At 66.2% G+C, this 21,337-nt stretch carries 20 protein-coding genes and 1 tRNA gene; 8 read left to right on the top strand and 13 right to left on the bottom strand.

Annotated elements, in window-relative coordinates; genetic code table 11:
• The first annotated feature begins 7 nt into the window (after nt 1-7).
• Genes DD559_RS07695 through DD559_RS07680 form a run of 4 tightly spaced genes read left to right on the top strand, consistent with a single transcriptional unit; the run spans nt 8 to nt 3,740 of the window.
• The gene (locus tag DD559_RS07695; RefSeq protein WP_116468663.1) at nt 8-1,216 is read left to right on the top strand and encodes a hydrolase; all 1,209 of its coding nucleotides are present in this window, start codon (nt 8-10) and stop codon (nt 1,214-1,216) included.
• Complete coding sequence (locus tag DD559_RS07690) at nt 1,213-2,223, top strand: arginine N-succinyltransferase (protein WP_116468662.1); 1,011 nt, start codon at nt 1,213-1,215, stop codon at nt 2,221-2,223. The genes DD559_RS07695 and DD559_RS07690 overlap by 4 nt, the downstream gene beginning before the upstream one ends.
• On the top strand, nt 2,223-3,476 hold the full coding sequence (locus tag DD559_RS07685) for an N-succinylarginine dihydrolase (RefSeq protein WP_206364473.1): 1,254 nt from the start codon (nt 2,223-2,225) through the stop codon (nt 3,474-3,476). Before DD559_RS07690 ends, DD559_RS07685 begins: the two co-directional genes overlap by 1 nt.
• Before the next feature lie 51 nt (nt 3,477-3,527).
• Entirely contained in the window at nt 3,528-3,740 is a 213-nt protein-coding gene (locus tag DD559_RS07680; protein WP_116468660.1) for a hypothetical protein, read from the top strand.
• Nucleotides 3,741-3,799: 59 nt separating this feature from the next.
• Here DD559_RS07680 and DD559_RS07675 read toward each other — a convergent pair.
• Nucleotides 3,800-3,876 (bottom strand) — tRNA-Arg (locus tag DD559_RS07675).
• An 83-nt stretch (nt 3,877-3,959) separates the two neighbouring features.
• Between DD559_RS07675 and DD559_RS07670 the strand changes: the two genes are divergently transcribed.
• Nucleotides 3,960-4,457 (top strand): hypothetical protein, encoded by a 498-nt coding sequence (locus DD559_RS07670; RefSeq protein WP_116468659.1) that lies wholly within the window; start codon nt 3,960-3,962, stop codon nt 4,455-4,457.
• Here the strand turns inward: DD559_RS07670 and DD559_RS07665 are convergent.
• Genes DD559_RS07665 through DD559_RS07650 form a run of 4 tightly spaced genes read right to left on the bottom strand, consistent with a single transcriptional unit; the run spans nt 4,454 to nt 9,127 of the window.
• Nucleotides 4,454-6,661: a spermidine synthase gene (locus DD559_RS07665; RefSeq protein ID WP_116468658.1), complete on the bottom strand. Its 2,208-nt coding sequence runs from the start codon at nt 6,659-6,661 to the stop codon at nt 4,454-4,456. The two genes, DD559_RS07670 and DD559_RS07665, sit on opposite strands and share 4 nt — an antisense overlap.
• A gap of 23 nt (nt 6,662-6,684) precedes the next feature.
• The gene (locus DD559_RS07660; protein ID WP_116468657.1) at nt 6,685-7,209 is read right to left on the bottom strand and encodes a GNAT family N-acetyltransferase; all 525 of its coding nucleotides are present in this window, start codon (nt 7,207-7,209) and stop codon (nt 6,685-6,687) included.
• Nucleotides 7,206-8,192: a porphobilinogen synthase gene (hemB, locus tag DD559_RS07655; protein ID WP_116468656.1), complete on the bottom strand. Its 987-nt coding sequence runs from the start codon at nt 8,190-8,192 to the stop codon at nt 7,206-7,208. Before hemB ends, DD559_RS07660 begins: the two co-directional genes overlap by 4 nt.
• Nucleotides 8,189-9,127, bottom strand: coding sequence for a histone deacetylase family protein (locus DD559_RS07650; protein WP_116468655.1), 939 nt, complete (start codon nt 9,125-9,127; stop codon nt 8,189-8,191). Before DD559_RS07650 ends, hemB begins: the two co-directional genes overlap by 4 nt.
• Before the next feature lie 78 nt (nt 9,128-9,205).
• Between DD559_RS07650 and DD559_RS07645 the strand changes: the two genes are divergently transcribed.
• A complete protein-coding gene (locus tag DD559_RS07645) occupies nt 9,206-9,685 on the top strand; it encodes an RNA pyrophosphohydrolase (protein ID WP_116468654.1) in 480 nt (159 codons plus the stop codon).
• A gap of 56 nt (nt 9,686-9,741) precedes the next feature.
• Here the strand turns inward: DD559_RS07645 and DD559_RS07640 are convergent, their stop codons facing one another.
• The 8 genes from DD559_RS07640 to DD559_RS07605 form a co-directional block, all read right to left on the bottom strand.
• Nucleotides 9,742-10,398 (bottom strand): hypothetical protein, encoded by a 657-nt coding sequence (locus DD559_RS07640; protein WP_116470784.1) that lies wholly within the window; start codon nt 10,396-10,398, stop codon nt 9,742-9,744.
• Nucleotides 10,399-10,573: 175 nt separating this feature from the next.
• A complete protein-coding gene (locus DD559_RS07635; protein WP_116468653.1) occupies nt 10,574-12,583 on the bottom strand; it encodes an acetyl-CoA carboxylase biotin carboxylase subunit in 2,010 nt (669 codons plus the stop codon).
• A complete protein-coding gene (locus DD559_RS07630) occupies nt 12,583-12,819 on the bottom strand; it encodes a hypothetical protein (RefSeq protein WP_116468652.1) in 237 nt (78 codons plus the stop codon). Before DD559_RS07630 ends, DD559_RS07635 begins: the two co-directional genes overlap by 1 nt.
• Before the next feature lie 2 nt (nt 12,820-12,821).
• Nucleotides 12,822-13,832, bottom strand: coding sequence for a biotin synthase BioB (gene bioB / locus DD559_RS07625; RefSeq protein WP_116468651.1), 1,011 nt, complete (start codon nt 13,830-13,832; stop codon nt 12,822-12,824).
• Complete coding sequence (locus tag DD559_RS07620; RefSeq protein WP_116468650.1) at nt 13,829-14,704, bottom strand: heme-dependent oxidative N-demethylase family protein; 876 nt, start codon at nt 14,702-14,704, stop codon at nt 13,829-13,831. Before DD559_RS07620 ends, bioB begins: the two co-directional genes overlap by 4 nt.
• Nucleotides 14,701-16,842, bottom strand: coding sequence for a methylmalonyl-CoA mutase (gene scpA / locus DD559_RS07615; RefSeq protein WP_116468649.1), 2,142 nt, complete (start codon nt 16,840-16,842; stop codon nt 14,701-14,703). Before scpA ends, DD559_RS07620 begins: the two co-directional genes overlap by 4 nt.
• Nucleotides 16,843-16,988: 146 nt before the next feature.
• Nucleotides 16,989-17,408: a methylmalonyl-CoA epimerase gene (gene mce, locus DD559_RS07610; protein WP_116468648.1), complete on the bottom strand. Its 420-nt coding sequence runs from the start codon at nt 17,406-17,408 to the stop codon at nt 16,989-16,991.
• Nucleotides 17,409-17,431: 23 nt separating this feature from the next.
• Nucleotides 17,432-18,958, bottom strand: a complete 1,527-nt coding sequence (locus DD559_RS07605; protein WP_116470783.1) for an acyl-CoA carboxylase subunit beta — start codon at nt 18,956-18,958, stop codon at nt 17,432-17,434.
• A 104-nt stretch (nt 18,959-19,062) separates the two neighbouring features.
• Here DD559_RS07605 and DD559_RS07600 point away from each other — a divergent pair, with 104 nt between their 5' ends.
• Together DD559_RS07600 and DD559_RS07595 are read left to right on the top strand one after the other, a co-directional pair.
• Nucleotides 19,063-20,484, top strand: coding sequence for a helix-turn-helix domain-containing protein (locus tag DD559_RS07600; protein WP_116468647.1), 1,422 nt, complete (start codon nt 19,063-19,065; stop codon nt 20,482-20,484).
• A 65-nt stretch (nt 20,485-20,549) separates the two neighbouring features.
• Nucleotides 20,550-21,311 carry a class II aldolase/adducin family protein gene (locus DD559_RS07595; protein ID WP_116468646.1) on the top strand — a complete coding sequence of 254 codons (762 nt, stop codon included), beginning with the start codon at nt 20,550-20,552 and terminating at the stop codon, nt 21,309-21,311.
• Nucleotides 21,312-21,337: the final 26 nt, after the last annotated feature.

Here is a 21,337-nt window from a genome sequence, read left to right as displayed (position 1 = left end):
CGCCCGCATGAACGAGCTTTCCGCGATCGAACGGGCAGCCATCGAGAGGGCGCAGGCAGCGCCGATGCTTGCCAGAACCGAGGCCTGGGCCGCGATCAACAGCGGCACCCGCAATCTTGCCGGCCTGCAGCGCATGGCGGAAGCGCTGGCCGAGGCCTTCTCCGCACTGCCGGGCGCGTTGGCGCTGGTGCCGCCCGAGCCGGTTGAAACCGTAACTCCCGATGGGGGTGTGCAGCCGCTGGCCCATGGTGAGCATCTCCATCTCGTCGTACGGCCGGAAGCGCCAATCCAGATGCTGTTCACCGGCCATATGGATACGGTGTTCGGTGCCGATCACGTGTTCCAGCATGGCCAATGGCGGACGGACGGCACGCTCAATGCACCCGGTGCCGCTGATATGAAGGGCGGGTTGGCGCTGCTGCTCGCCGCGCTGGAAGCTGTCGAGCAAAGCCCGCTCGCTGCCCGGTTCGGCTATGTCGTGCTGATCAATTCGGACGAGGAGACCGGCTCGCTCTCGTCCCGGCGCCTGATCGCCGAGGCTGCTCGGGGCAAGATGGCGGCGCTCACCTATGAACCCGCCTTGCCTGACGGCACGCTGGCCGGCGCGCGCGGCGGGACCGGCAATTTCTCGCTGGTGGTGTGCGGCCGCAGCGCCCATGCTGGCCGCAACCCCGAAGACGGTCGCAACGCCCTGGTTGCGGCGGCAGCCCTGGCCGTGCGCCTGGCCGACGCCCGCGCGCCCGGCCTCAGCGTCAACCCCGCGCGGATCGATGGCGGCGGCCCCAATAATGTCGTCCCCGATCTGGCCGTCCTGCGCGTCAACTTTCGCCCAAGCGATGCAGCCGCGATCGCCCGGGCCCAAGCGGCAATCGAAGCCGCAATCACCGATATTTCCTCGCGGTACGAGGTTCGGATCACATTGCATGGCAGCTTCAATCGGCCACCCAAGCCGATCGATGCGGGGGCCGACCGCCTGTTCGGCCTGGTCCGGCAGGCCGGCGCCGATCTCGGCATTCCAATCGCCTGGAAAGCCACGGGCGGCGTTTGCGATGGCAACAATATCGCGGCGTGCGGCGTGCCCGTGGTCGACACGATGGGCGTACGCGGCGGCGCGATCCATTCCGCCGACGAATTCCTGATCCCCGAAAGCCTGCCCGAACGCGCCGCGCTCTCCGCCCTCACCATCCTGCGTCTTATCCAACGGGGCCATCCATGACCTTCCGCATTCGCGTCGCGCGCGATGAAGATCTTCAGCATCTATATGAGATGGCAAAGCTAACTGGCGGAGGTTTCACTAATCTTCCGCCGGACAAGCCCGCCCTTCGCGCCAAGCTAGAGCGCAGCCACGCGGCCCTGGCTCGCGATGACCACGCCCAAGCGGACGACCTGTTCGTATTGATCCTCGAGAATATCGAAACCGGCGATGTCCGCGGCACCTGCCAGATCTTCACCCGCGTCGGGCAGCAATGGCCGTTCTACAGCTATCGGATCGGCACGGTCACCAAGCACAGCCAGGAACTGAAGCGCACCTTTCGCGCCGAAATCCTCAGCCTGGTGAACGATCTGGAAGGCTGCACCGAAGTCGGCGGGCTATTCCTGCATCCCGGCGAGCGCGCCGGCGGGCTTGGCCTGCTGCTTGCCCGCAGCCGATATCTATTCATCGCCCAGCACCGGGCGCGCTTTGCCGATCGCATTCTGGCCGAGTTGCGCGGCGTGATCGACGAAGCCGGCGGATCCCCCTTCTGGGACGGTGTGGCCGGGCGCTTCTTCGGAATGAACTTCCAGCAGGCGGACGAATTCAACGCCACCCATGGCAACCAGTTCATCGCCGATCTCATGCCCAAGCATCCAGTCTATACCGCGATGCTGTCGGAAAGCGCCCGTTCGGTGATCGGCCTGCCGCATCCCTCCGGCCGCGCAGCCATGCGAATGCTGGAAAACGAAGGGTTTGCATTTGAGAATTACATCGACATCTTCGATGGTGGCCCCACCATGACGGCCCGCACCGATCAGGTGAAGACCATTCGGGACGCGCGCCGGGCCACGATCGTCGCGATCGATCCCGCGGGCGAGCCGGCGCTGGCCGCAACCGGCCGCCTCGCCGGATTCCACGCCGCGCTGGCGCAGGTCCGCGAGGTGCAGGACGGCGTAACGATCGATCCCGCCGCCGCCGAAGCGCTTGGGGTCGCCCCCGGCGACGCAATTGTCTGGATCGAACGCTGATGCGTACAGAAATCAATTTCGACGGGATTGTCGGCCCCAGCCACAACTATGCCGGGCTCAGCCCCGGCAATCTCGCGGCGACGCGCAATCGCGGGCAGCGGTCGCATCCCCGCGCCGCGGCGTTGCAGGGCATTGCGAAGATGCGGGCGAACCTCGCCCTCGGCCTGCCGCAGGGCATCCTTCTGCCGCACGCGCGCCCGGATCATGCCTGGCTCGCCCAGCTCGGGCTCAGCTATGCGCACGCCCCGCCGCACAGCCAGGCACAGGCGCTTTCCGCCTCGCCGATGTGGGCAGCCAATGCCGCCACCGTTTCGCCTGCGCCGGATACGGCGGACAGGCGCTGCCACCTGACGGTCGCCAATCTCGCCACGCTGCCGCATCGCAGCCATGAATGGCCCGAAACGCTCGCCCAGCTCCGCCTCGCCTTCGCCGACCCCGCCTTTGTGGTCCATCCGCCGGTGCCGGCGCCGTTCGGAGACGAGGGCGCGGCGAACCATATGCGGCTGGCGCCGGCGCACGATGCGCAGGGCGTGGAGGTTTTCGTCTATGGGATCGCCGGCGGCCCCTTCCCCGCGCGCCAACACCCCGATGCCAGCGCCGCCATCGCCCGGCGTCATCTGCTCGATCCCGATCGCACGCTGTTCGTCCAGCAATCCGAAGAAGCGATCGCCGCTGGCGCGTTTCACAACGATGTCGTTGCCGTCGCCAATGGTCGCGTGCTGTTCGCGCATGAAAAGGCCTTCGCCGACAAGCATCACTTTTACGAGCAACTGCATCGCGCGCTGCCGGAGGTCGAAATCGTCGAAGTGCCCGATGCCGAGGTCAGCCTCGCCGATGCCATTTCCTCCTATCTGTTCAACGCTCAGCTCGTCGCCCTGCCGAGCGGTGCCACCGCATTGATCGTGCCGAGCGAGGCGCGTGATACGCCCAGCGTCTGGAACTGGCTGCAGGCGCATCTCGCCGGCAACGGCCCGATCCGGCAGGTGGAAGTGGTGGATGTGCGCGAATCCATGGCGAATGGCGGCGGGCCGGCGTGCCTGCGACTGCGCGTCGTCGCGGATCCTGCGACCGTCGATCCGCGGTTCCTGGTCGATGCCGCGCGCCTCGATCGGATCGCCGCGGTGATCGAAACCCACTGGCCCGAAGCAATCGATCCGACGCAGCTCGCGGAGCCCGCCCTGCTCGACCGGATCGAATCGGCGCGCCGGGCACTGCTCGATGTGCTGGGGATTGTCGAATTACGAGACAGGTGAGCCAGCCTATCAGATTGTTTGCGGGCCGGCATATTTGGTACCGCAGCGGCCATGGTCCACCGCATTGGACGGCTGTTCGTCATCAAATCGAAGTTCGAAGCATTCCTCGTGATCTTCGGCCTGGCGAACGGCGCGGCCGAACGGGGCGCCCAGTATCTTGCCCAATATCCGGGCATTCTGGGCAAGATCCTCTTCGCGGCCTGCGCGGTCACGGTGCTGATGGCGGGCGGCTGCATCCTCGACCGCCTCGATCCGGCGGATTGAACGCCGCCCACGGGACCAGAAACACAAACCCCCGCCGAGCGAGGCTCTGGCGGGGGTAATGGCGCGCCCGGAACGATTCGAACGTCCGACCCTCAGATTCGTAGTCTGATGCTCTATCCAGCTGAGCTACGGGCGCCTGGTGGAGGCGAGCCTTTATCGGCGCTCGACGCAGAGTGCAACCCCGTTGCGCCAAGTTTTCCACGGGCATATGGCGGAGGAATGCGATCGCTTCTCCCCCTTGCGGTATCCGCAGCGCTGCTGGCCGGCTGTGCGCACACCAGCACCCGCTATCCTTCGCTGCTGCCGCGCGCGACGGAGAATGCCGATTTCAGCGAGCCGAAGCGGCCGGTGCCCCCGCCGGGCACGGATGCCGAACTCGATTCGCGCATCGCTGCGTTGGTCGAAGCGATCGACGCGGCAGATCGCGATTTCACCGCAGCGGCCCGGGATGCGGACGCGAAGATCGCCCGCGCGCGGGGTGCGGCGCCGGGCACTTCCGCCTGGCTCGATGCGCAGTCGGCGCTCAGCGCCCTCGATGGCCTCCATGCGCGGGCCAGCGTCGCGCTGGCGGATCTGGACAAGCTTGCCATCGATCGCGGGGCGGCCGGGCTGGCCCCCTATTCCGCACTCGACACCGCGATAACCCGCGCAGGCGCACGCGTCGCCGCACAGGAAGATCGGGCCCGCACGCTCGAAGCGGCGCTGAAAGCCGGCTAGTCGGCCCACGCCTCCGCAGGGTGGAACAGCCGCAACGCGCGTACCACCGAGGCATAGTCGTCGCTCCAGCCAGCACGATCCGCAGGCATCGTCAGGCGGCGCCAATGCGGGTTCCGCGCATCCAGCGCGGCGAGGGTCTCGGGACTGCGGCTCAGCGCGATCCAGTCGGAGGTAGCGCCCTCCTCTTCCCGTTCCTTCCGGCTGGGTGCGTGGACCATCCGAATGCCCTGCCATCCGCTTGCGGCAGCCGCGCCGGCAACGACGGGTCCGAGTGCCAGGAAGCGATTGGAAATGTGGACGAGCAGCAGTCCCTTCGGCGCAACGACGCGGCCATAGCCGGCAAAGGCCTCACGCGTCAGCAGGTGGATCGGCACCGCGTCCGAGGAAAAAGCGTCCAGGACCAGCAGATCGAAGCTCGCCGGCGCGCTTTCCGCCAGCCGCAGGCGCGCATCCCCCAGCGTAATCGGGACGTTGGGCGTACAGTGCCGCAGGAAGGTGAATGCGCCGCTGTCGCGGGCGATGCGGACGACCGTCGGATCGATTTCGAAGAAGCGCCAGTGCTGACCGGGACGCGCGTAGCAGGCAAGCGTGCCGGTTCCCAGGCCGACCACGCCGATCCGCGCTGCTGCGCCGAACAGCATCGGGCTCGCCTGCAATGCGGCCCCCACCCCGGAACCCGCCTGATAATAGGTGGTTGGACGCAGCGCCCGCGCCCCCTTCAGCTGGATGCCGTGCAGGGTCGTACCATGGGCAAGCCGCCGCGCGTCAGGACCGTCGCTAACCGTATAGATGCCGAAATAGCTGCGGGTGCGGTCGCCTTGCAGCGATGTCTTGATCGCATCCTGCCCGCCGAACAGGTACAGGCCCGCCGCGAGCGCGATCAGATACGGTGGCCGCCAGCCGATTGCGAGCAGGCCCAGTAGAGCGACCAGCACAAAGGCAAATTGGGTGTGCATCGCTCCCAACCAGTCCGGATCGCTGCCCGCGCGGACCAGCACTGCCACCGCCATGCAGAAGGCGAGCAGCAGCACCCGGCGGCCGCGGCTGCGCCAGATCGCGCCGAAGGGAGCGAATAGCGGCAACTGCGGCACCAGCGCGCCGGCCGCGAGGATCAGCAGCGGATACTCATAGGTCCAGTCGAAGAGCAGCGGCGCGAGTAACCCGGCGAAAACGCCCCCCAGCATCCCGCCCAACGCCAAGACCAGGTAGAAGCCGGTCAACCGGTCCGGTGCAGGCCGCAGGGCATAGAGCCGGGCATGGCACGCGACGCACACCGCGAACAGCAGGAACAGGCCGATCAGCGCGTTGACATAGGCGAGTTGGTGATTGCCCGCGATCATCGTGGCGCCGAACATCAGCAGCAGCACCGGCATCAGTTTCGCGGATAATTCCGCGATCAGCGCGGATTCGCGAAACGCCACCGTGAAGCTCAGCAAATAAATGCCTAAGGGCAATACCCACACCAAGGGCCCCGCGACGATATCGGTCGTGAGAAACGTCGTCGTAGCGAGCATGAGGCCCGACGGCACCAGCGCGAGCAGCATCCAGCGAATGCAGACCGTCCCCGAAGGTGCGGGGCTGATATGTTCAAGCGCCACCGCCGCGCCCGTGCGCGGCAACCGCGTCCCGCAAACCGCGACGAGCAGGAGCAGCAGACAATATCCGGCGCTCCACAGCAGCCGTTGATCGCCCAGCGTCAGCAGGGGTTCGACAAGCAGCGGATAGGCGATGAGGCCGGCAAAGCTGCCGATATTCGATGCGGCGTATAGCGCATATGGATCGCGCCCGTGCGTCGAAAGGCTGAACCAGCGCTGGAGCAGCGGCGCCTGGGCGGAGACCGCCAGGAACAACGGCCCGATGGAGGCGACCAGCAGCCAGGGAACCCATAGCGCCGGCTCGGCACCGGCAGGCAGGGAAAACCGCGCCAGGCCGATCGGCAGCCAGCCGGCGGCAATGGCCAGCAGTGCCAAATGGACGGCTGCCTGCCAACGCGCGGAAAGACGCCGAAGCAGGTGCGCATAGGCGTAGCCGGCCAGCAGCAAGCCCTGGTAGACGAGCATTGCCGAGTTCCACACGGCAGGCGCCCCGCCCAGCCGCGGTAATGCCATCCGCGCGATCAGCGGCTGGACCAGAAACAGCAGGAACGAGCCAAGAAGAATCGCGGTGACGAACAGCGCCGGCGTAAGTCGCGCGACGACCGCCATGCGCGGTTCGCGCTCGCCTTCCCTCACGGGCGAACGATGCGGTAGGCGGTGCTTTCGCGCCATCGGCTGTCGAATGGAAAACCCGGATGGTCGAAATCGGTGAACCACGTCATGCCGAGCCGCCCCATCAATTTGCGACTGGACTGGTTCGTTGCGGCGGTGATCGCCACAATATGCGCGGCATCCCGGTTCGCCCATCCCCAATCGAGGCTGGCTCGGGCAGCCTCCTGCGCATAACCCTGCCCCCAATGGGCAGATGCGAACATCCACCCGATTTCGAGCTCTCCCTCGATCGGCGTACCGGGTGCCCCGGGTTTCAGCCCGCAAAACCCGATGACCACCGGTTCGTCTCGCAGCTCGACCACCCAAAACCCGAGACCATCGCTGTCGCGATAGCGCTGGTGCCGCGCGAGCGTCGCCTCGCTATGGGCAGGCGTCTTCACCGGGCCGAGATCGCGCATCACCACAGGATCGCTCCACAGCGCGTGAAGGGCGTCGAAATCCCCCGCTTCCGGCACCCGCAGCCGCAGCCGTGCCGTTTCGATCATGCCCCCAGCAGCCGCGCCGCCAACGGTGCATGATAGCTGAGGACGCCGGAGCAGCCTGCCCGTTTGAACGCCAGCAGCGTCTCCAGCACCAGCACCTCACGATCCCCCGCGCCTACCGCGGCAGCGGCCTCGATCATCGCGTATTCGCCCGAAACTTGATAGGCAAATACAGGAACTTCGAAAGCATTTTTTACGCGAAGAATGATATCGAGATAGGGCAGCCCAGGCTTGACCATCACGCTATCGGCGCCCTCCGACAGGTCCAGCGAAACCTCGCGCAACGCTTCCTCGGCATTGGCGGGATCCATCTGATAGGTCTTTTTGTCGCCCTTCAACAGCCCACGGCTCCCCACCGCATCACGGAACGGGCCGTAGAAGCCGCTCGCATATTTGGCGGCATAGGCCATGATCTGCACGTTGCGATGGCCGGCCTCCTCCAACGCCTCGCGGATCTGGCCCACCCGGCCATCCATCATATCGCTCGGCGCAACGATATCCGCACCCGCCGCCGCCTGCACCAATGCCTGTTCGGTCAGCACGGCCGACGTCTCGTCGTTCAGCACATAACCGGCGGCATCGACGATCCCGTCATGGCCGTGACTGGTATAGGGATCGAGCGCAACGTCGGTCAGCACCCCGATCTCCGGCACGGCATCCTTGATCGCCCGGATTGCCCGGCACATCAGATTATCCGGGTTGGTCGCCTCCCGCCCATCTTCGGTGCGAAGTCCGGCCGGCGTGTTGGGGAACAATGCAAGGCAAGGAATGCCAAGGTCCCGAGCCTCGCGCGCGCGCGCGACGATCCCGTTCAGGCCCCAGCGCGAAACGCCTGGAAGTGCCGCGATCGGCTCCTCGTCCGTGCCTTCGGTGACGAACAAGGGCCAGATCAGATCGGCGGGCGTGATCACGGTTTCGGCGTGGAGACGCCGGCTCCAGGCGGAAGCCCGGGTGCGGCGCAGGCGAAGCGCGGGATATTGGCTCATGCGCGGTCAGATGCGCCTTGCGCCGACCGGTTGCAAGCGCCGAGCGCGGCTGCGCCCAATGTCAGGATCGAGGCGACGTGGCGCTCCGCCACTTCCAGTGCATCGGCGCCATAACCGCCGCCCAACGCGCTGGCGAACGGGACAGAGCGCCGTCGAAGCGTCTCTGCCATCCAATGATCGCGGGCCACCAGCCCGGCCTCGCTCAACGCAAGCCGGCCAAGCCGATCGCCGGCATAGGGGTCCACGCCCGCCTGATATAGAACGATCTCCGGGTCGAAGCTCGCCAGCAGCGGCAGCAGCGTGCCCGCCAGGATGTCGAGATACTCCGCATCGCCGGTGCCGTCGGGAAGCCCGACGTCGACGGTGGAACGCGCCTTGCGTACCGGGAAGTTCTTCTCCGCATGGATCGAATAGGTGGCGATGTCCGGCCGACCGGCGGTCAGGGCGGCGGTGCCGTCACCCTGATGGACATCGCAATCCACGATCAACACGCGGCGCGCATGGCCTTCTTCGACAAGGCGCACGGCAGCGACCGCCAGATCGTTGAATATGCAGAATCCGGCACCGGTTTCGGCAAGCGCGTGGTGGCTGCCCCCGGCACTGTTGCCGGCATAGCCATGGCGCTGGGCAAGCCGCGCTGCGAGAAAGGTTCCGCCGGGTACACGTTCGGCGCGGCGGGCGACGGCTTCGGTGACAGGGAAACCGATCCGTCGCGTCTTGTGCTGCGGCACCCGCACCTCGCGCACTTCCGCGACATAGTCGGGGTCGTGCACCGCCTCCAGCCAGGATTGCGGCATCGGATCCGGTTCGTGCCAGGTGATACGGCTCCCCGCCGCCAACAGCAGATCGCGGACAAGGCCATTCTTGTTCCACAAATAGGCGGAGCCCGCGGGCGCAGGCGCGACATAATCGGGGTGGTGGACGACAGGGATCACTGCAGCGATGTAGGATGCGCGACAAGGACGCGAAAGACACCCCTTCCGCGCGTGAGCACCAGCCGATAGGGAACGCCCATGACCGATATTGCTTCGCTCCCCTACCGCCCCTGTGCCGGCGTGATGCTGCTCAATCGAGAGGGCAAGGTGTTCGTTGGCCAGCGCCTCGATTCTGTCGTGGAAGCCTGGCAGATGCCGCAGGGCGGGATCGATCCCGGCGAGGAGCCGCTGGACGCCGCTTTCCGCGAACTGGGCGAAGAAACCGGCATCGCTCGGCACCACGCGGACCTGCTCGCGGAATCGCCCGGCGAACTATTCTACGACTTGCCAGAGGATCTGGTCGGCAAGATCTGGAAGGGAAAATGGCGCGGTCAGCGGCAGCGCTGGTTCCTCTTCCGTTTCCTTGGCGAAGATAACGACATCGACATCCAGACGGCCGAACCGGAGTTTCGCGCCTGGCGCTGGGTAGAGCCGAGCGCGCTTCCCGACCTGATCGTTCCGTTCAAGCGAGCCCTCTACACGGAAATTCTGGAGCTGTTCGCGGCGCACCTACGCTAGGGCGAGGCTAGCAGCTCATGGTGGGGCAACATCGTGTCATCGCGCTCTAAGTCCGATCACGCTCGCACCCGAAGCCGCATCACTGCAAACGACATTCCGGTAATCCCGGCCAGAACGATGCCGGAAGCGACGCCGCCAACCACGCCACGCGCTGCAATCTCCAGGGATCCCGGCGCGCTGCTCCCGACGGATGCGGCGAGGTAGATGCAAGGCAACGCGGCTCCCCATCCCAGGGCGCTCGCGAGGATCCACCAGAACGCGCGTCGGGCCGCGCCGTGTAGTACGACCGCTTGCGCGATCCCGAGCAGAATGCCGAGCGCAACACCGAAACCGGCCGAGGTGATGGCGGTTTCGAATGGGGTATGCGCCACCGGCACCAAGCTTTGCTGATCGAACGGCAAAAACACCGAATACCAGGCGGCGACCGCGAACAGCGCAACGGAGACGATCGTGGTCGCGATCACCCATAGCCGCGTATTCAGCGCCGGAAATTGCCGCTTCAACGCCCAGCTTTGCAGACTGCCCAGCACCAAACCCAGTGCCAATCCGCTAGCCGCCTTGCCAATGAACAGCAGCCAGTCCGCGGGACCACCCGCCGCACCGAGATCGACCCGATCGATGGTTACCCACCACAAAGCCGCCGAGGCAATGCCGAGCATTTCACCCGCGGCACATGCTTCGATCCAGCGCGTGAAACCGTCTTCTTCCTGCACCGGACCCACCCCCTCCGATATCCCGCGATTGCCCCAAGCGCCGCAAGGATTCGCTCCACGTTGCGCAGATCGCGGGTGGACGACAAGCCTAGATGCAACAGAAACGCAAGGCGTAAGCCCAATTCCGCCGCACCCAAACGGGACAGCGCGCAAAAAGCATCGTTAAACCAATTCCTTATTCGAATTCGAGGATGGCTGAATCCACGGTCAGGCTGTCGCCGGGCGCGAAGTTCGCGGCCTTGACCACCCCTGCCCGCTCTGCCCGCAGGATATTCTCCATCTTCATCGCCTCGATTACCGCGAGCGCCTGTCCCGCTTCCACCTTGTCCCCCGGCTGCACGTGCAGCCGCGTCAACAGGCCGGGCATCGGGGCGAGCAGGAAACGGGTCATGTCGGGCGGTACCTTCGCGATCATATGATCGCGATATTGCGCGACGTGCGGAGGCAGCACCTCCACCAGATGGGCGGCGCCGTGTGCCGTCAATTTCCAGCCACTGCGCATACGATCCACCGAGGTTGCGAACTCCACCCCGTCGATACGGGCGAAAAACTGTGGCTCGCCCAGGCGCCAATGACCGGAAACCTCCAGCGGCGGCGAGTCGCTCGACAGGTTGACCAGCAACCCGCTCTCGCAGCCATCGACGGTCACCTCGAAACGGTGCTCGCCGATCCGCACCGAACGCTCGGTGGAAAGCGCGACCGCACCGAGCTGGCCGGAGATTTCCGCGGCCCGTGCGGTGCGGGCGAGGTCGAGCACGACGGCGACCGCGGCGAGGCGGCGCACCAGTTGATCGTCGGCCGGCGCACCGTGGAAGCCTTCGGGATATTCCTCGGCGATGAAGCCGGTGGTCAGTTCGCCCGATCGGAAGCGCGGATGCTGCATGATCGCCGAGAGGAAATCGATATTGTGGCCGATGCCGTCGATCCGGAAACGATCGAGCGCGTGCACCTGCAGGTCCGCCGCTTCGTCGCGGGTCGGCCCCCAGGTGACCAGCTTGGCGATCATCGGATCGTAGAACATGCTGATCTCGGAGCCTTCGGTCACCCCGTCGTCGACGCGGATATAGCCCTGCCCCGCCTTCTCGGCAGCCGGCGGCCGGTACCGCACCAGCCGCCCGGTGCTCGGCAGGAAGCCGCGATAGGGATCCTCGGCATAGACGCGGTTCTCGATCGCCCAGCCGTTAAGCTTCACCTCGTCCTGGCCGAAGGCAAGCTTCTCGCCGGCGGCGACGCGGATCATCTGCTCGACCAGATCGAGCCCGGTGATCGCTTCTGTCACCGGATGCTCTACCTGGAGGCGGGTGTTCATCTCGAGGAAGTAGAAGCCTTGGCCCGTCTTGTCGGCGCCCGAGACGATCAGCTCGACCGTACCCGCGCTGTAATAGCCGACCGCCCGCGCCAAGGCGACCGCCTGCTCGCCCATGGCCTTGCGCATCTCCGGCGTGACGAAGGGTGACGGTGCCTCCTCGACGACCTTCTGGTGGCGGCGCTGGATCGAGCATTCGCGCTCGTTGAGGTAGACGATGTTGCCATGCTGGTCGCCCAGCACCTGGATCTCGATATGGCGCGGGCTCTCGATGAACTTCTCGATGAACACGCGGTCGTCCCCGAAGCTCGCCAGCCCCTCGCGCTTGGTCGCCTCGAAGCCTTCGCGAACGTCCTGCTCGCTATACGCCAGCCGCATGCCCTTGCCGCCGCCGCCGGCCGAGGCCTTCATCATCACCGGATAGCCGATCTCGCCGGCGATCCGCACCGCATGCTCGGTATCCTCGATCTCGCCGACGAAACCGGGGACGACGTTCACGCCGGCCTGCTTGGCGAGCTTCTTCGATTCGATCTTGTCGCCCATCGCCGCGATCGCGCCCGGCGGCGGGCCGACGAACGCGATCCCCGCCTCGGCACAGGCCTTGGCGAAGCTCTCGCGCTCGGAGAGGAAGCCATAGCCGGGGTGGATCGCATCGGCGCCGGTTTCCTTGGCGGCGAGCAGGATCAGGTCCGCGCGGAGATAGCTCTCCGCCGCCGGCGCGGGCCCGAGCCGCACCGCCTCGTCCGCCATCCGCACATGCGGCGCGCGGGCATCCGCATCCGAATAGACCGCGACCGTGGCGATGCCCATCTTCTTGGCCGTGCGCATCACCCGGCACGCGATTTCGCCACGGTTGGCGACGAGGATTTTCTTGAACATTAGTGCCTTTTCCACTCGCGAAGCATGAGAAAGCACCCGACGATCCAGGCGATCAGACCGCAAAGAGCTTTGATTTCTATTGAAGACTGAATTGCCCGGGCGCAGGCTTGGACGTCGCCAGATCGGTCAGCGCAATCAAACTCCGCCATGCCGTATACGTACCACTCGCCGAACAGCCACAACGCCAGCATGGCTGAGGCAACCAAGAAAATCGCCGTCAGTAGCTGGCGGCGCATGGTTACTCCGCCGCCTCCAGTTCCACCTTGCACTCCGCCGCCATCGGCGTGATGCCGAGGCGCGCGAACAGCGCCGCGTCCTTGTCGTCGCCGGCATTGCCTGCGGTCAGCAGCTTGTCGCCGGTGAAGATCGAATTGGCGCCTGCGAGGAAGCACAAGGCCTGGGTCGCGTCGCTCATGCTCTCGCGGCCGGCCGAGAGGCGGACCATCGAGCGCGGCATGGTGATGCGCGCCACCGCCACCGTGCGGACGAACTCGATATCGTCGATCTTCGCCAGCGGCGTGTCCGCCAGCATGTCGCCCAGCACCGTGCCCTTCACCGGCACCAGCGCGTTGACCGGCACGCTGCCCGGATGCACCGGCAGGGTCGCCAGTGCGTGGATGAAGCCCACCCGGTCGCCGCGCGTCTCGCCCATGCCGACGATGCCGCCGCAGCACACGTTGATGCCCGCCTCGCGGACATGCTCCAGCGTCTCCAGCCGCTCCTCGAAGCTGCGGGTGGTGATCACCTCGCCGTACCGCTCCGGCGATGTATCGATATTGTGATTGTAATAATCGAGCCCGGCATCGGCGAGCGTCTTGGCCTGCTCGTCGGTGAGCATGCCCAGCGTCATGCAGGTTTCCATGCCCATCGCGCGGACGCCCTTCACCATCTCGACGATGGCGGGCATGTCGCGGTCCTTGGGGTTGCGCCAGGCGGCGCCCATGCAGAAGCGGGTCGAGCCATGGTCCTTGGCCTGCGCCGCCGCCTGCAGCACCGCGCGGGGGTCCATCAGCTTGGTCGCCTTGAGGCCGGTCTCGGCATGCGCCGACTGGCTGCAATAGCCGCAATCCTCGGGGCAGCCGCCGGTCTTGATCGACAGCAGGGTCGAGCGCTGGACCTGGTTTGCCGGATGGTTGGCGCGGTGCACTTCGGCCGCGCGGAACACGAGCTCGGTGAACGGCAGGTCGAACAGCGCGGCGATCTCGTCGCGGGTCCAGTCGGTGCGGACGGGGGAGGATTCGAGGGTCAAGCAAGCAACTCCGGTGAACGGTTACGCCGCTCGGCATAGCGGGTGAGGGCCTCCGCGTAAAAGGGCGCAGCGCGGCGTTCGTGCTCGCCGCTGCTGATCCCCGCGACGGACTGGGCGACGCGGGCGACGGCCTCGCTGCTCAGGCGATCGAGCGGCTCGACATGGATGCCGATGGTGAACAGCACTGCCCCGCTTTGGGGCAGGCGGCGCAGCGTCTGGCGCTCGCAGCGGACGAACAGCGTCGCGCTGGCATTCTCTGCGGTAACATGCGCGAAGCGGACTTCGGGTTCGTCCTGCGGCAGGTATCGCCAGGCATCGCTCGCCACGACGAACCAGTTGGTACGACCGAAGATCGCGCCCGGCTGGAGCGTGGCGAAGAAATGATCGACGCCCGCGGCCAGCTGCTCGGCATAGCCATGGATCGGCGCATGGATGGGGGTAAGCGCGTGACCGAGCTTTTCGTGCAGGTGCCAGTCGGTCGGGAAGGCCAGCGCGGCGGCGGTGAGGCGGTACTGGCCGGAAGCGTCGGGCGTGAGGATGCACAGATCCTCCCACACGCCTGCAGCGGCGCTGCGGAGAGCGGCGGCGGCGCGAGCGGTCTTTCCCTCCAGACCGTCATCCCGGCGGAAGCCGGGATGACGGCTTTGAAGGTCGCGGTGTGAGAGCATCCCTGCGATCTCGTTCACAGCGGTCTCCGCCTCGGGCAACACCTGCACGCAATCCGGCACGTCCGCGAACACCGCTGCCCGCGCCGCCAGATCCGCCGCAGGCGTCAGCCATTCGGCCTCCGGTACCCGCACCAGCCCCATGCGCAGCGCTCCGCCGCCGCGAGCGCGCGGAATGAGCGCCTCGACGGAGAAGCCCAGACTCATTCGGCGGCCGCCTCGAGCGGCGGCATGTTGTGGCCGAGCAGGCGCAGCACATCCGCGGCGCATTCGACGACGTTCGAACCCGGCCCGTAGATGCCCTGCACGCCCGCCGCGCGCAGCATCTCGTAGTCCTGCGGCGGGATCACCCCGCCGGCGATGACCTTGATGTCGCCCCGCCCCGCTTCGCGCAGACCCCGAATCAGTTCCGGGATCAGCGTCTTGTGCCCGGCCGCAAGGCTGGACGCGCCGACGACATCGACGTCGCTGTCGAGCGCCAGCACCACGGTTTCCTCGGGCGTCTGGAACAACGGGCCGCTGACCACCTCGAACCCCATGTCCGAAAAGGCCGAGGCAATGACGTTGGCGCCGCGATCATGCCCGTCCTGCCCCATCTTGGCGACGAGCAGCCGCGGCTTGCGGCCGAGACGGCGCTCCACGGCCTCGACGCCCCGCAGGACTTCCGCCCAACGGCTGTCTTCCGCATAGGGTGCCGCATAGACGCCCTTCACCGGCGTCGGCTGCGTGGCGTAGCGGCCGAACACGTCTTCCATCGCCGCGCTGATTTCGCCCAGCGTCGCCCGCGCCCGCGCCGCGACCACGGCCAACGCCAGCAGATTGCCGCCCCCCTTCGCGCCCGCACGCAGCGCATCGAGCGCCGCCTGGCAGGCCACCTCGTCTCGCGATGCCTTCACCCGCTGGATGCGGGCGATCTGGCCCTCGCGCACGGCGGCATTGTCCACCTCGAGCGTTTCAAGCAGGTCCTCGCTCGCCAGCCGGTACTTGTTGACACCGACGATCACGTCCTCGCCGCGATCCACCCGCGCCTGACGGGCGGCCGCGGCTTCCTCGATCATCGCTTTGGGCCAGCCGGCGGCGACCGCCTTGGCCATGCCGCCCTCGGCTTCGACCCGCTCGATGATCTCCCAGGCCTTGTCGACCAGTTGCTGGGTCAGGCTCTCGACATAATAGCTGCCGCCCAGCGGATCGACGACCTTGGTCATCCCCGTCTCTTCCTGCAGCACGATCTGCGTGTTGCGGGCGATGCGGGCGGAGAAGTCGGTGGGCAGCGCGATCGCCTCGTCGAGCGCGTTGGTGTGGAGGCTCTGGGTGCCGCCGAGCATCGCCGCCATCGCCTCGATCGTCGTGCGGATGACGTTGTTGTACGGGTCCTGCTCGGTGAGCGACACGCCCGAGGTCTGGCAATGGGTGCGCAGCATCTTCGAGCGCTCGTCCTGCGCACCGAGCTGCGTCATCACCCGGTGCCACAGCACCCGCGCGGCCCGTAGCTTCGCCACTTCCATGAAGAAGTTCATACCGATTGCGAAGAAGAAGCTCAGCCGGCCTGCGAACTTGTCGATATCCAGTCCGCTGGCGACGCCGTACTTCACATATTCCATGCCGTCGGCGATGGTGAAAGCAAGCTCCTGCACCTGAGTGGCGCCGGCTTCCTGCATATGGTAGCCGGAGATGGAAATACTGTTGAATTTCGGCATCTTCGCACTGGTATAGGCGAAAATGTCTGAAATAATCCGCATGCTCGGTTCGGGCGGGTAGATATAGGTGTTCCGAACCATGAACTCCTTGAGGATGTCGTTCTGGATCGTGCCTTCGAGCTTCTCCTGTGGAACCCCCTGCTCCTCGCCCGCGACGATGAAAAAGGCGAGCACCGGGATGACTGCGCCGTTCATCGTCATGCTGACCGACATCTGGTCGAGCGGGATGCCGTCAAACAGGATCTTCATGTCGTCGATCGTGTCGATCGCCACGCCCGCCTTGCCGACATCGCCCACCACGCGCGGATGATCGCTGTCATAGCCGCGGTGCGTGGCGAGATCGAAGGCGACCGACAAGCCCTTCTGCCCGGCAGCCAGGTTGCGTCGGTAAAAGGCGTTGGATTCCTCGGCAGTCGAGAAGCCGGCGTACTGGCGGATGGTCCAGGGACGCCCGGCATACATCGAGGCGCGGACGCCGCGGGTGAAGGGCGCGAAGCCGGGCAGACCGGGGTCGACGCCCGCCACATCCTCTTGGGTATAGAGCGGCTTGACCGCGATACCTTCGGGCGTTTGCCAGCTAAGGTCCTTGCCCTTCACCTCCTTGGCGGCGGCGGCGGACCATTGATCGAGCGTGGGTTTGTCAGCCATTTTCCTTCTCCCCTTGTGGGAGAAGGAAGGGGCCCGCTGATGCAATCAGCGGGAAGGATGAGGGGGACGTATCGGGACACAACCCCCTCACCCTTCCGCGACTGCGTCGCTCCCTCCCTCTCCCACAAGGGGAGAGGGAATTATCCTCAATGCCCTTCACGCGGCGTCTCCATGATTTCGGTCAGCACCCCGCCCATATCCTTGGGGTGGACAAAAAAGATCGGCGTACCGTGCGCGCCGATGCGCGGTTCGCCGAGCACCTTGCAGCCCTTGGCCTCGAACCAGGCCTTGGCCTCGTGAATGTCCGGCACTTCGTAGCAGAGGTGGTGCTGCCCGCCCGCCGGGTTCTTGGCCAGGAAGCCATGGATCGGCGACGCCTCGCCCAGCGGCTCGATCAGCTCGATCTGGCTATTGGGCGTGTCGACGAAGCACACCTTGACGCCTTGCGCCGGCAGGTCGAACGGCGCGCGGATCACCGTCGCCCCCATCACGTCGCGGTAGAAGGCGATCGACGCTTCGATCGACGGCGTCGCCACGCCGACATGGTTGAGACGGCCGAGTTTCATCGCAGTCCTCGATCAGACCCGCATCACAGCGGGATGTTGTCGTGCTTCTTCCACGGGTTCTCGAGCTGCTTGTTCCGCAGCTTGCGCAAGCCGAGCGCAATCCTCCGCCGGGTCGAGTGCGGCATGATCACCTCGTCGACGAACCCCTTGCTCGCCGCCACGAACGGGTTGGCGAAGCGCCGTTCATATTCGGCGGTGCGCTCGGCAATCTCCTCGGGCGTACGCCCCCGAAAGATGATCTCCACGGCGCCCTTGGCGCCCATCACCGCGATTTCGGCGGTCGGCCAGGCATAGTTGAGGTCGCCGCGCAAATGCTTGGAGGCCATCACGTCATAGGCACCGCCATAGGCCTTGCGCGTGATCACCGTGATCTTCGGCACCGTCGCCTCGGCATAGGCAAAGAGCAGCTTGGCGCCGTGCTTGATGATCCCCGAATGCTCCTGACCCACGCCCGGCAGGAAGCCCGGCACGTCGACGAAGGTCAGGATCGGGATCTCGAACGCGTCGCAGAAGCGCACGAAGCGCGCCGCCTTCTTGGAGGCGTTGATGTCGAGGCAGCCCGCCAGCACCATCGGCTGGTTCGCCACCACGCCCACCGTGCGCCCCTCGATCCGGCCGAAGCCGATCAGGATGTTGCCGGCATGGGCCGGCTGCAGCTCGAAGAACTCGCCCTCGTCGAGCGTCTTCCGGATCAGCTCGTGCATGTCGTAGGGCTGGTTGGCGTTGGGCGGGATGATCGTGTCGAGGCTCTCGTCGATCCGGTCCCAGGGGTCATCGCTCGGCCGCTCGGGCGGCGCCTCGCGGTTCGAGGCCGGCAGGAAGTCCACGAAGTCGCGGGCCGCGAGCAGCGCCTCGATATCGTTCTCGAAGGCCACATCCGCGACCCCCGACTTCGTGGTATGCGTCACCGCGCCGCCCAGCTCCTCCTGCGTGACGATCTCGTTGGTAACGGTCTTCACTACATCCGGGCCGGTGACGAACATGTAGGACGAATCCTTCACCATGAAGATGAAGTCCGTCATTGCGGGGCTGTAGACTGCGCCGCCGGCGCACGGCCCCATGATGAGCGAAAGCTGCGGCACCACACCCGACGCCAGCACGTTGCGCTGGAACACCTCGGCATAGCCGCCGAGCGAGGCGACGCCCTCCTGGATGCGCGCGCCGCCACTGTCGTTAAGGCCGATTACGGGCGCGCCGACCTTCAGCGCCATGTCCATGATCTTGCAGATCTTCTGCGCGTGCCGCTCGGAAAGCGAGCCGCCGAACACGGTGAAATCCTGGCTGAACACGAAGACGAGGCGGCCGTTGATCGTGCCCGATCCGGTGACCACCCCGTCGCCGGGGATCACCTGAGCTTCCATCCCGAAATCGGTGCAGTTGTGCTCGACATACATGTCGAGCTCCTCGAAGCTGCCCTGATCGAGCAATATCTCGAGCCGCTCGCGGGCAGTCAGCTTGCCCTTGGCGTGTTGCGCGTCGATCCGCTTCTGACCACCACCCAGACGGGCGGCGGCGCGGCGGCGTTCCAGTTCCTCGATCGTCGACGACATCGGCATCTCTCTCCGTGGACGGGGCTTCTGCACCGGGCCATGGCCCTGTCGCAAATGCAATGTTGCAAAGTTGCGGCGATGAGGTTTGCAGATTATGCATTCCCATGGCCAGTCAGCCCCTGCCCCGCCGCCGCCTGTTCGAAGGCTTCCGCCTGCGCGACTTACGCCGCCGCCTGAACATTCCCCAGGCGGGGATGGCCCAGCGGCTGGGCATCTCCGTCTCCTATCTTTCGCAGATCGAGAACAACGACCGGCCGATCACCGATGGCGTGTTGCTGGCGCTGGCCCGCGAATTTCCGGTCGAGGCGGCGGAGATCAATGGCGAGGACGGTACGGCCGCACTGCTCCGCGCGATCGACGCCGCGACCGACAGCAGTGTTCCCACCGACCGGATCGATGAGGCCGATATCCGCCGCGGTATCGAGCAGCAGCCCCTGCTCGCCCGGCGGATGGTCGCGCTGCACGATGCCTATCGCCGCAGCCAGGAGCAGCTGCGTGTGCTCGACGACCGGTTCGACACCGGCTCCGGCGACGCCGCGCCCCTCCCCTGGGAGGAGGTGCGCGACTGGTTTCAGGCGGAGGGCAACTATATCGACGCCATCGATCGCTCCGCCGAGCTGCTGGCGGATGCGCTGGCCCTGGAGGACGACAATATCGTCCGTGCCTTCGAGGATCGGCTGCGGCTATGGCACGGCGTGCGGGTGATCGGCGCCCAAGGCGACGGCAGCGAGCTCAGTCGCTTCGACGAGGCCGCACGTACGCTCGCGCTCAACCATGCGCTTCCGCCGGAAAGCCGCGCCTTTCTGCTCGCGCATCGACTGGTGCGCTACGAATTCGCCAACGAAATGCGCGTGGTGATCGAGCGGGCCGGGCTCACCGCGCCGGCCGCGCGCGAACTGCTGAGCGTGGGGCTCGCCAACTATGCCGCGGGCGCGCTGCTGATGCCCTATGGCCGCTTCCGCGCCGCCGCCTATGAACTGCGCCACGACATCGATCGCCTGCGTCAGCGCTTCGCGGTGAGCTTCGAGCAGGCCTGCCACCGGCTCTCGACGCTCCAGCGGCCCGGCGCGCAGGGGCTGCCGGTATTCTTCTGCCGGGTCGACATGGCCGGCAACATCACCAAGCGCCACTCGGCCACACGCCTGCAATTCGCCGCGCTGGGCGGCGCGTGCCCGCTATGGATCGTCCATGAGGCGGTGGCGATCCCCGATCGCATCCTCGTCCAGCTCGCCGAGATGCCCGACGGCACCCGCTATGTGTCGATGGCCAAGGGGCTCGTGAAACCCTCGGGCAGTTTCGCCCGTCCGCCGCGGCGCTATGCGGTGGCACTGGGTTGCGAAGAAGCCCATGCCGCCGACTTCGTCTATGCCGATGCGCTGCGCACCGGCGGCGCCGCCACCCCGATCGGCGCGTCGTGCCGCATCTGCCCACGCCTGGACTGTGACCAGCGCGCCTTCCCGCCCGCCGGATCGATGATCGAGATCGACCCCGATCGCCGCCGGGCAGTGCCATACGGCTTCCGCTGAAGCTTGTGGAAATCACTCGCTTCATGGCATACCCAAACCTCTAAAACATATATCGGAGAGGTTCCATGGCAACCGCGCTCGCCCAAGCTCCCAAGCCCAGCGATGCCGAATGGGAAGCGCGGCAGCAACTCGCCGCCTGCTACCGCGTGTTCGATATGCTCGGCTGGTCGGAGATGATCTACAACCACATCACCGTCAAAGTGCCGGATCAGGAGGGGGCCTTCCTGATCAATCCCTTCGGGCTGCACTTCAGCGAGGTAAAGGCCTCCAACCTCGTCAAGATCGATATCGACGGCAACAAGCTCGACGACTCGCCCTATCCGGTGAACCGGGCGGGCTTTGTCCAGCATGCGCTGTTCCACCGCCACCTGCCCGATGCCCATTGCATCATGCACAGCCACACTACCGCCGGCATGGCGGTCGCGTCGCTGGAAGGCGGGCTGCGGCCGACCAATTTCTACGCCTGCAACTTCATCGGCCAGATCGCCTACCATGATTTCGAAGGCGTCACCGTGCGCGACGAGGAAGGCGAACGGCTGCTTGCCAACCTGGGTGACAAAAGGGTCATGCTGCTGCGCAATCACGGCATCCTCGCCATGGGGCGCACGCTGCCGGAGGCGTTCGTCAAGCACTGGGCGTTGCAGCGCGCCTGCGAGATCCAGGTCGCGACGATGGGCATGGGCCAGCCGATCGAGATTGCCCCCGAGGTCGTCGCCGTCCACCAGCGCGACGTGCACATGGCGCAGGTCCCCGGCGGCCCCGGCGCCGCGGACTTCGCAGCGATGGTGCGGCTGGTAGACCGAATCGATCGCAGCTGGCGCGACTGACGGCCCTTTAGCAGATCGTTCTTCGG

Source organism: Sphingomonas pokkalii (genome assembly GCF_003096275.1).
Lineage (GTDB): Bacteria > Pseudomonadota > Alphaproteobacteria > Sphingomonadales > Sphingomonadaceae > Sphingomonas > Sphingomonas pokkalii.
The sequence above is the reverse complement of the archived record's forward strand: the minus strand, read 5'-3'. Positions and strand labels throughout refer to the sequence as shown.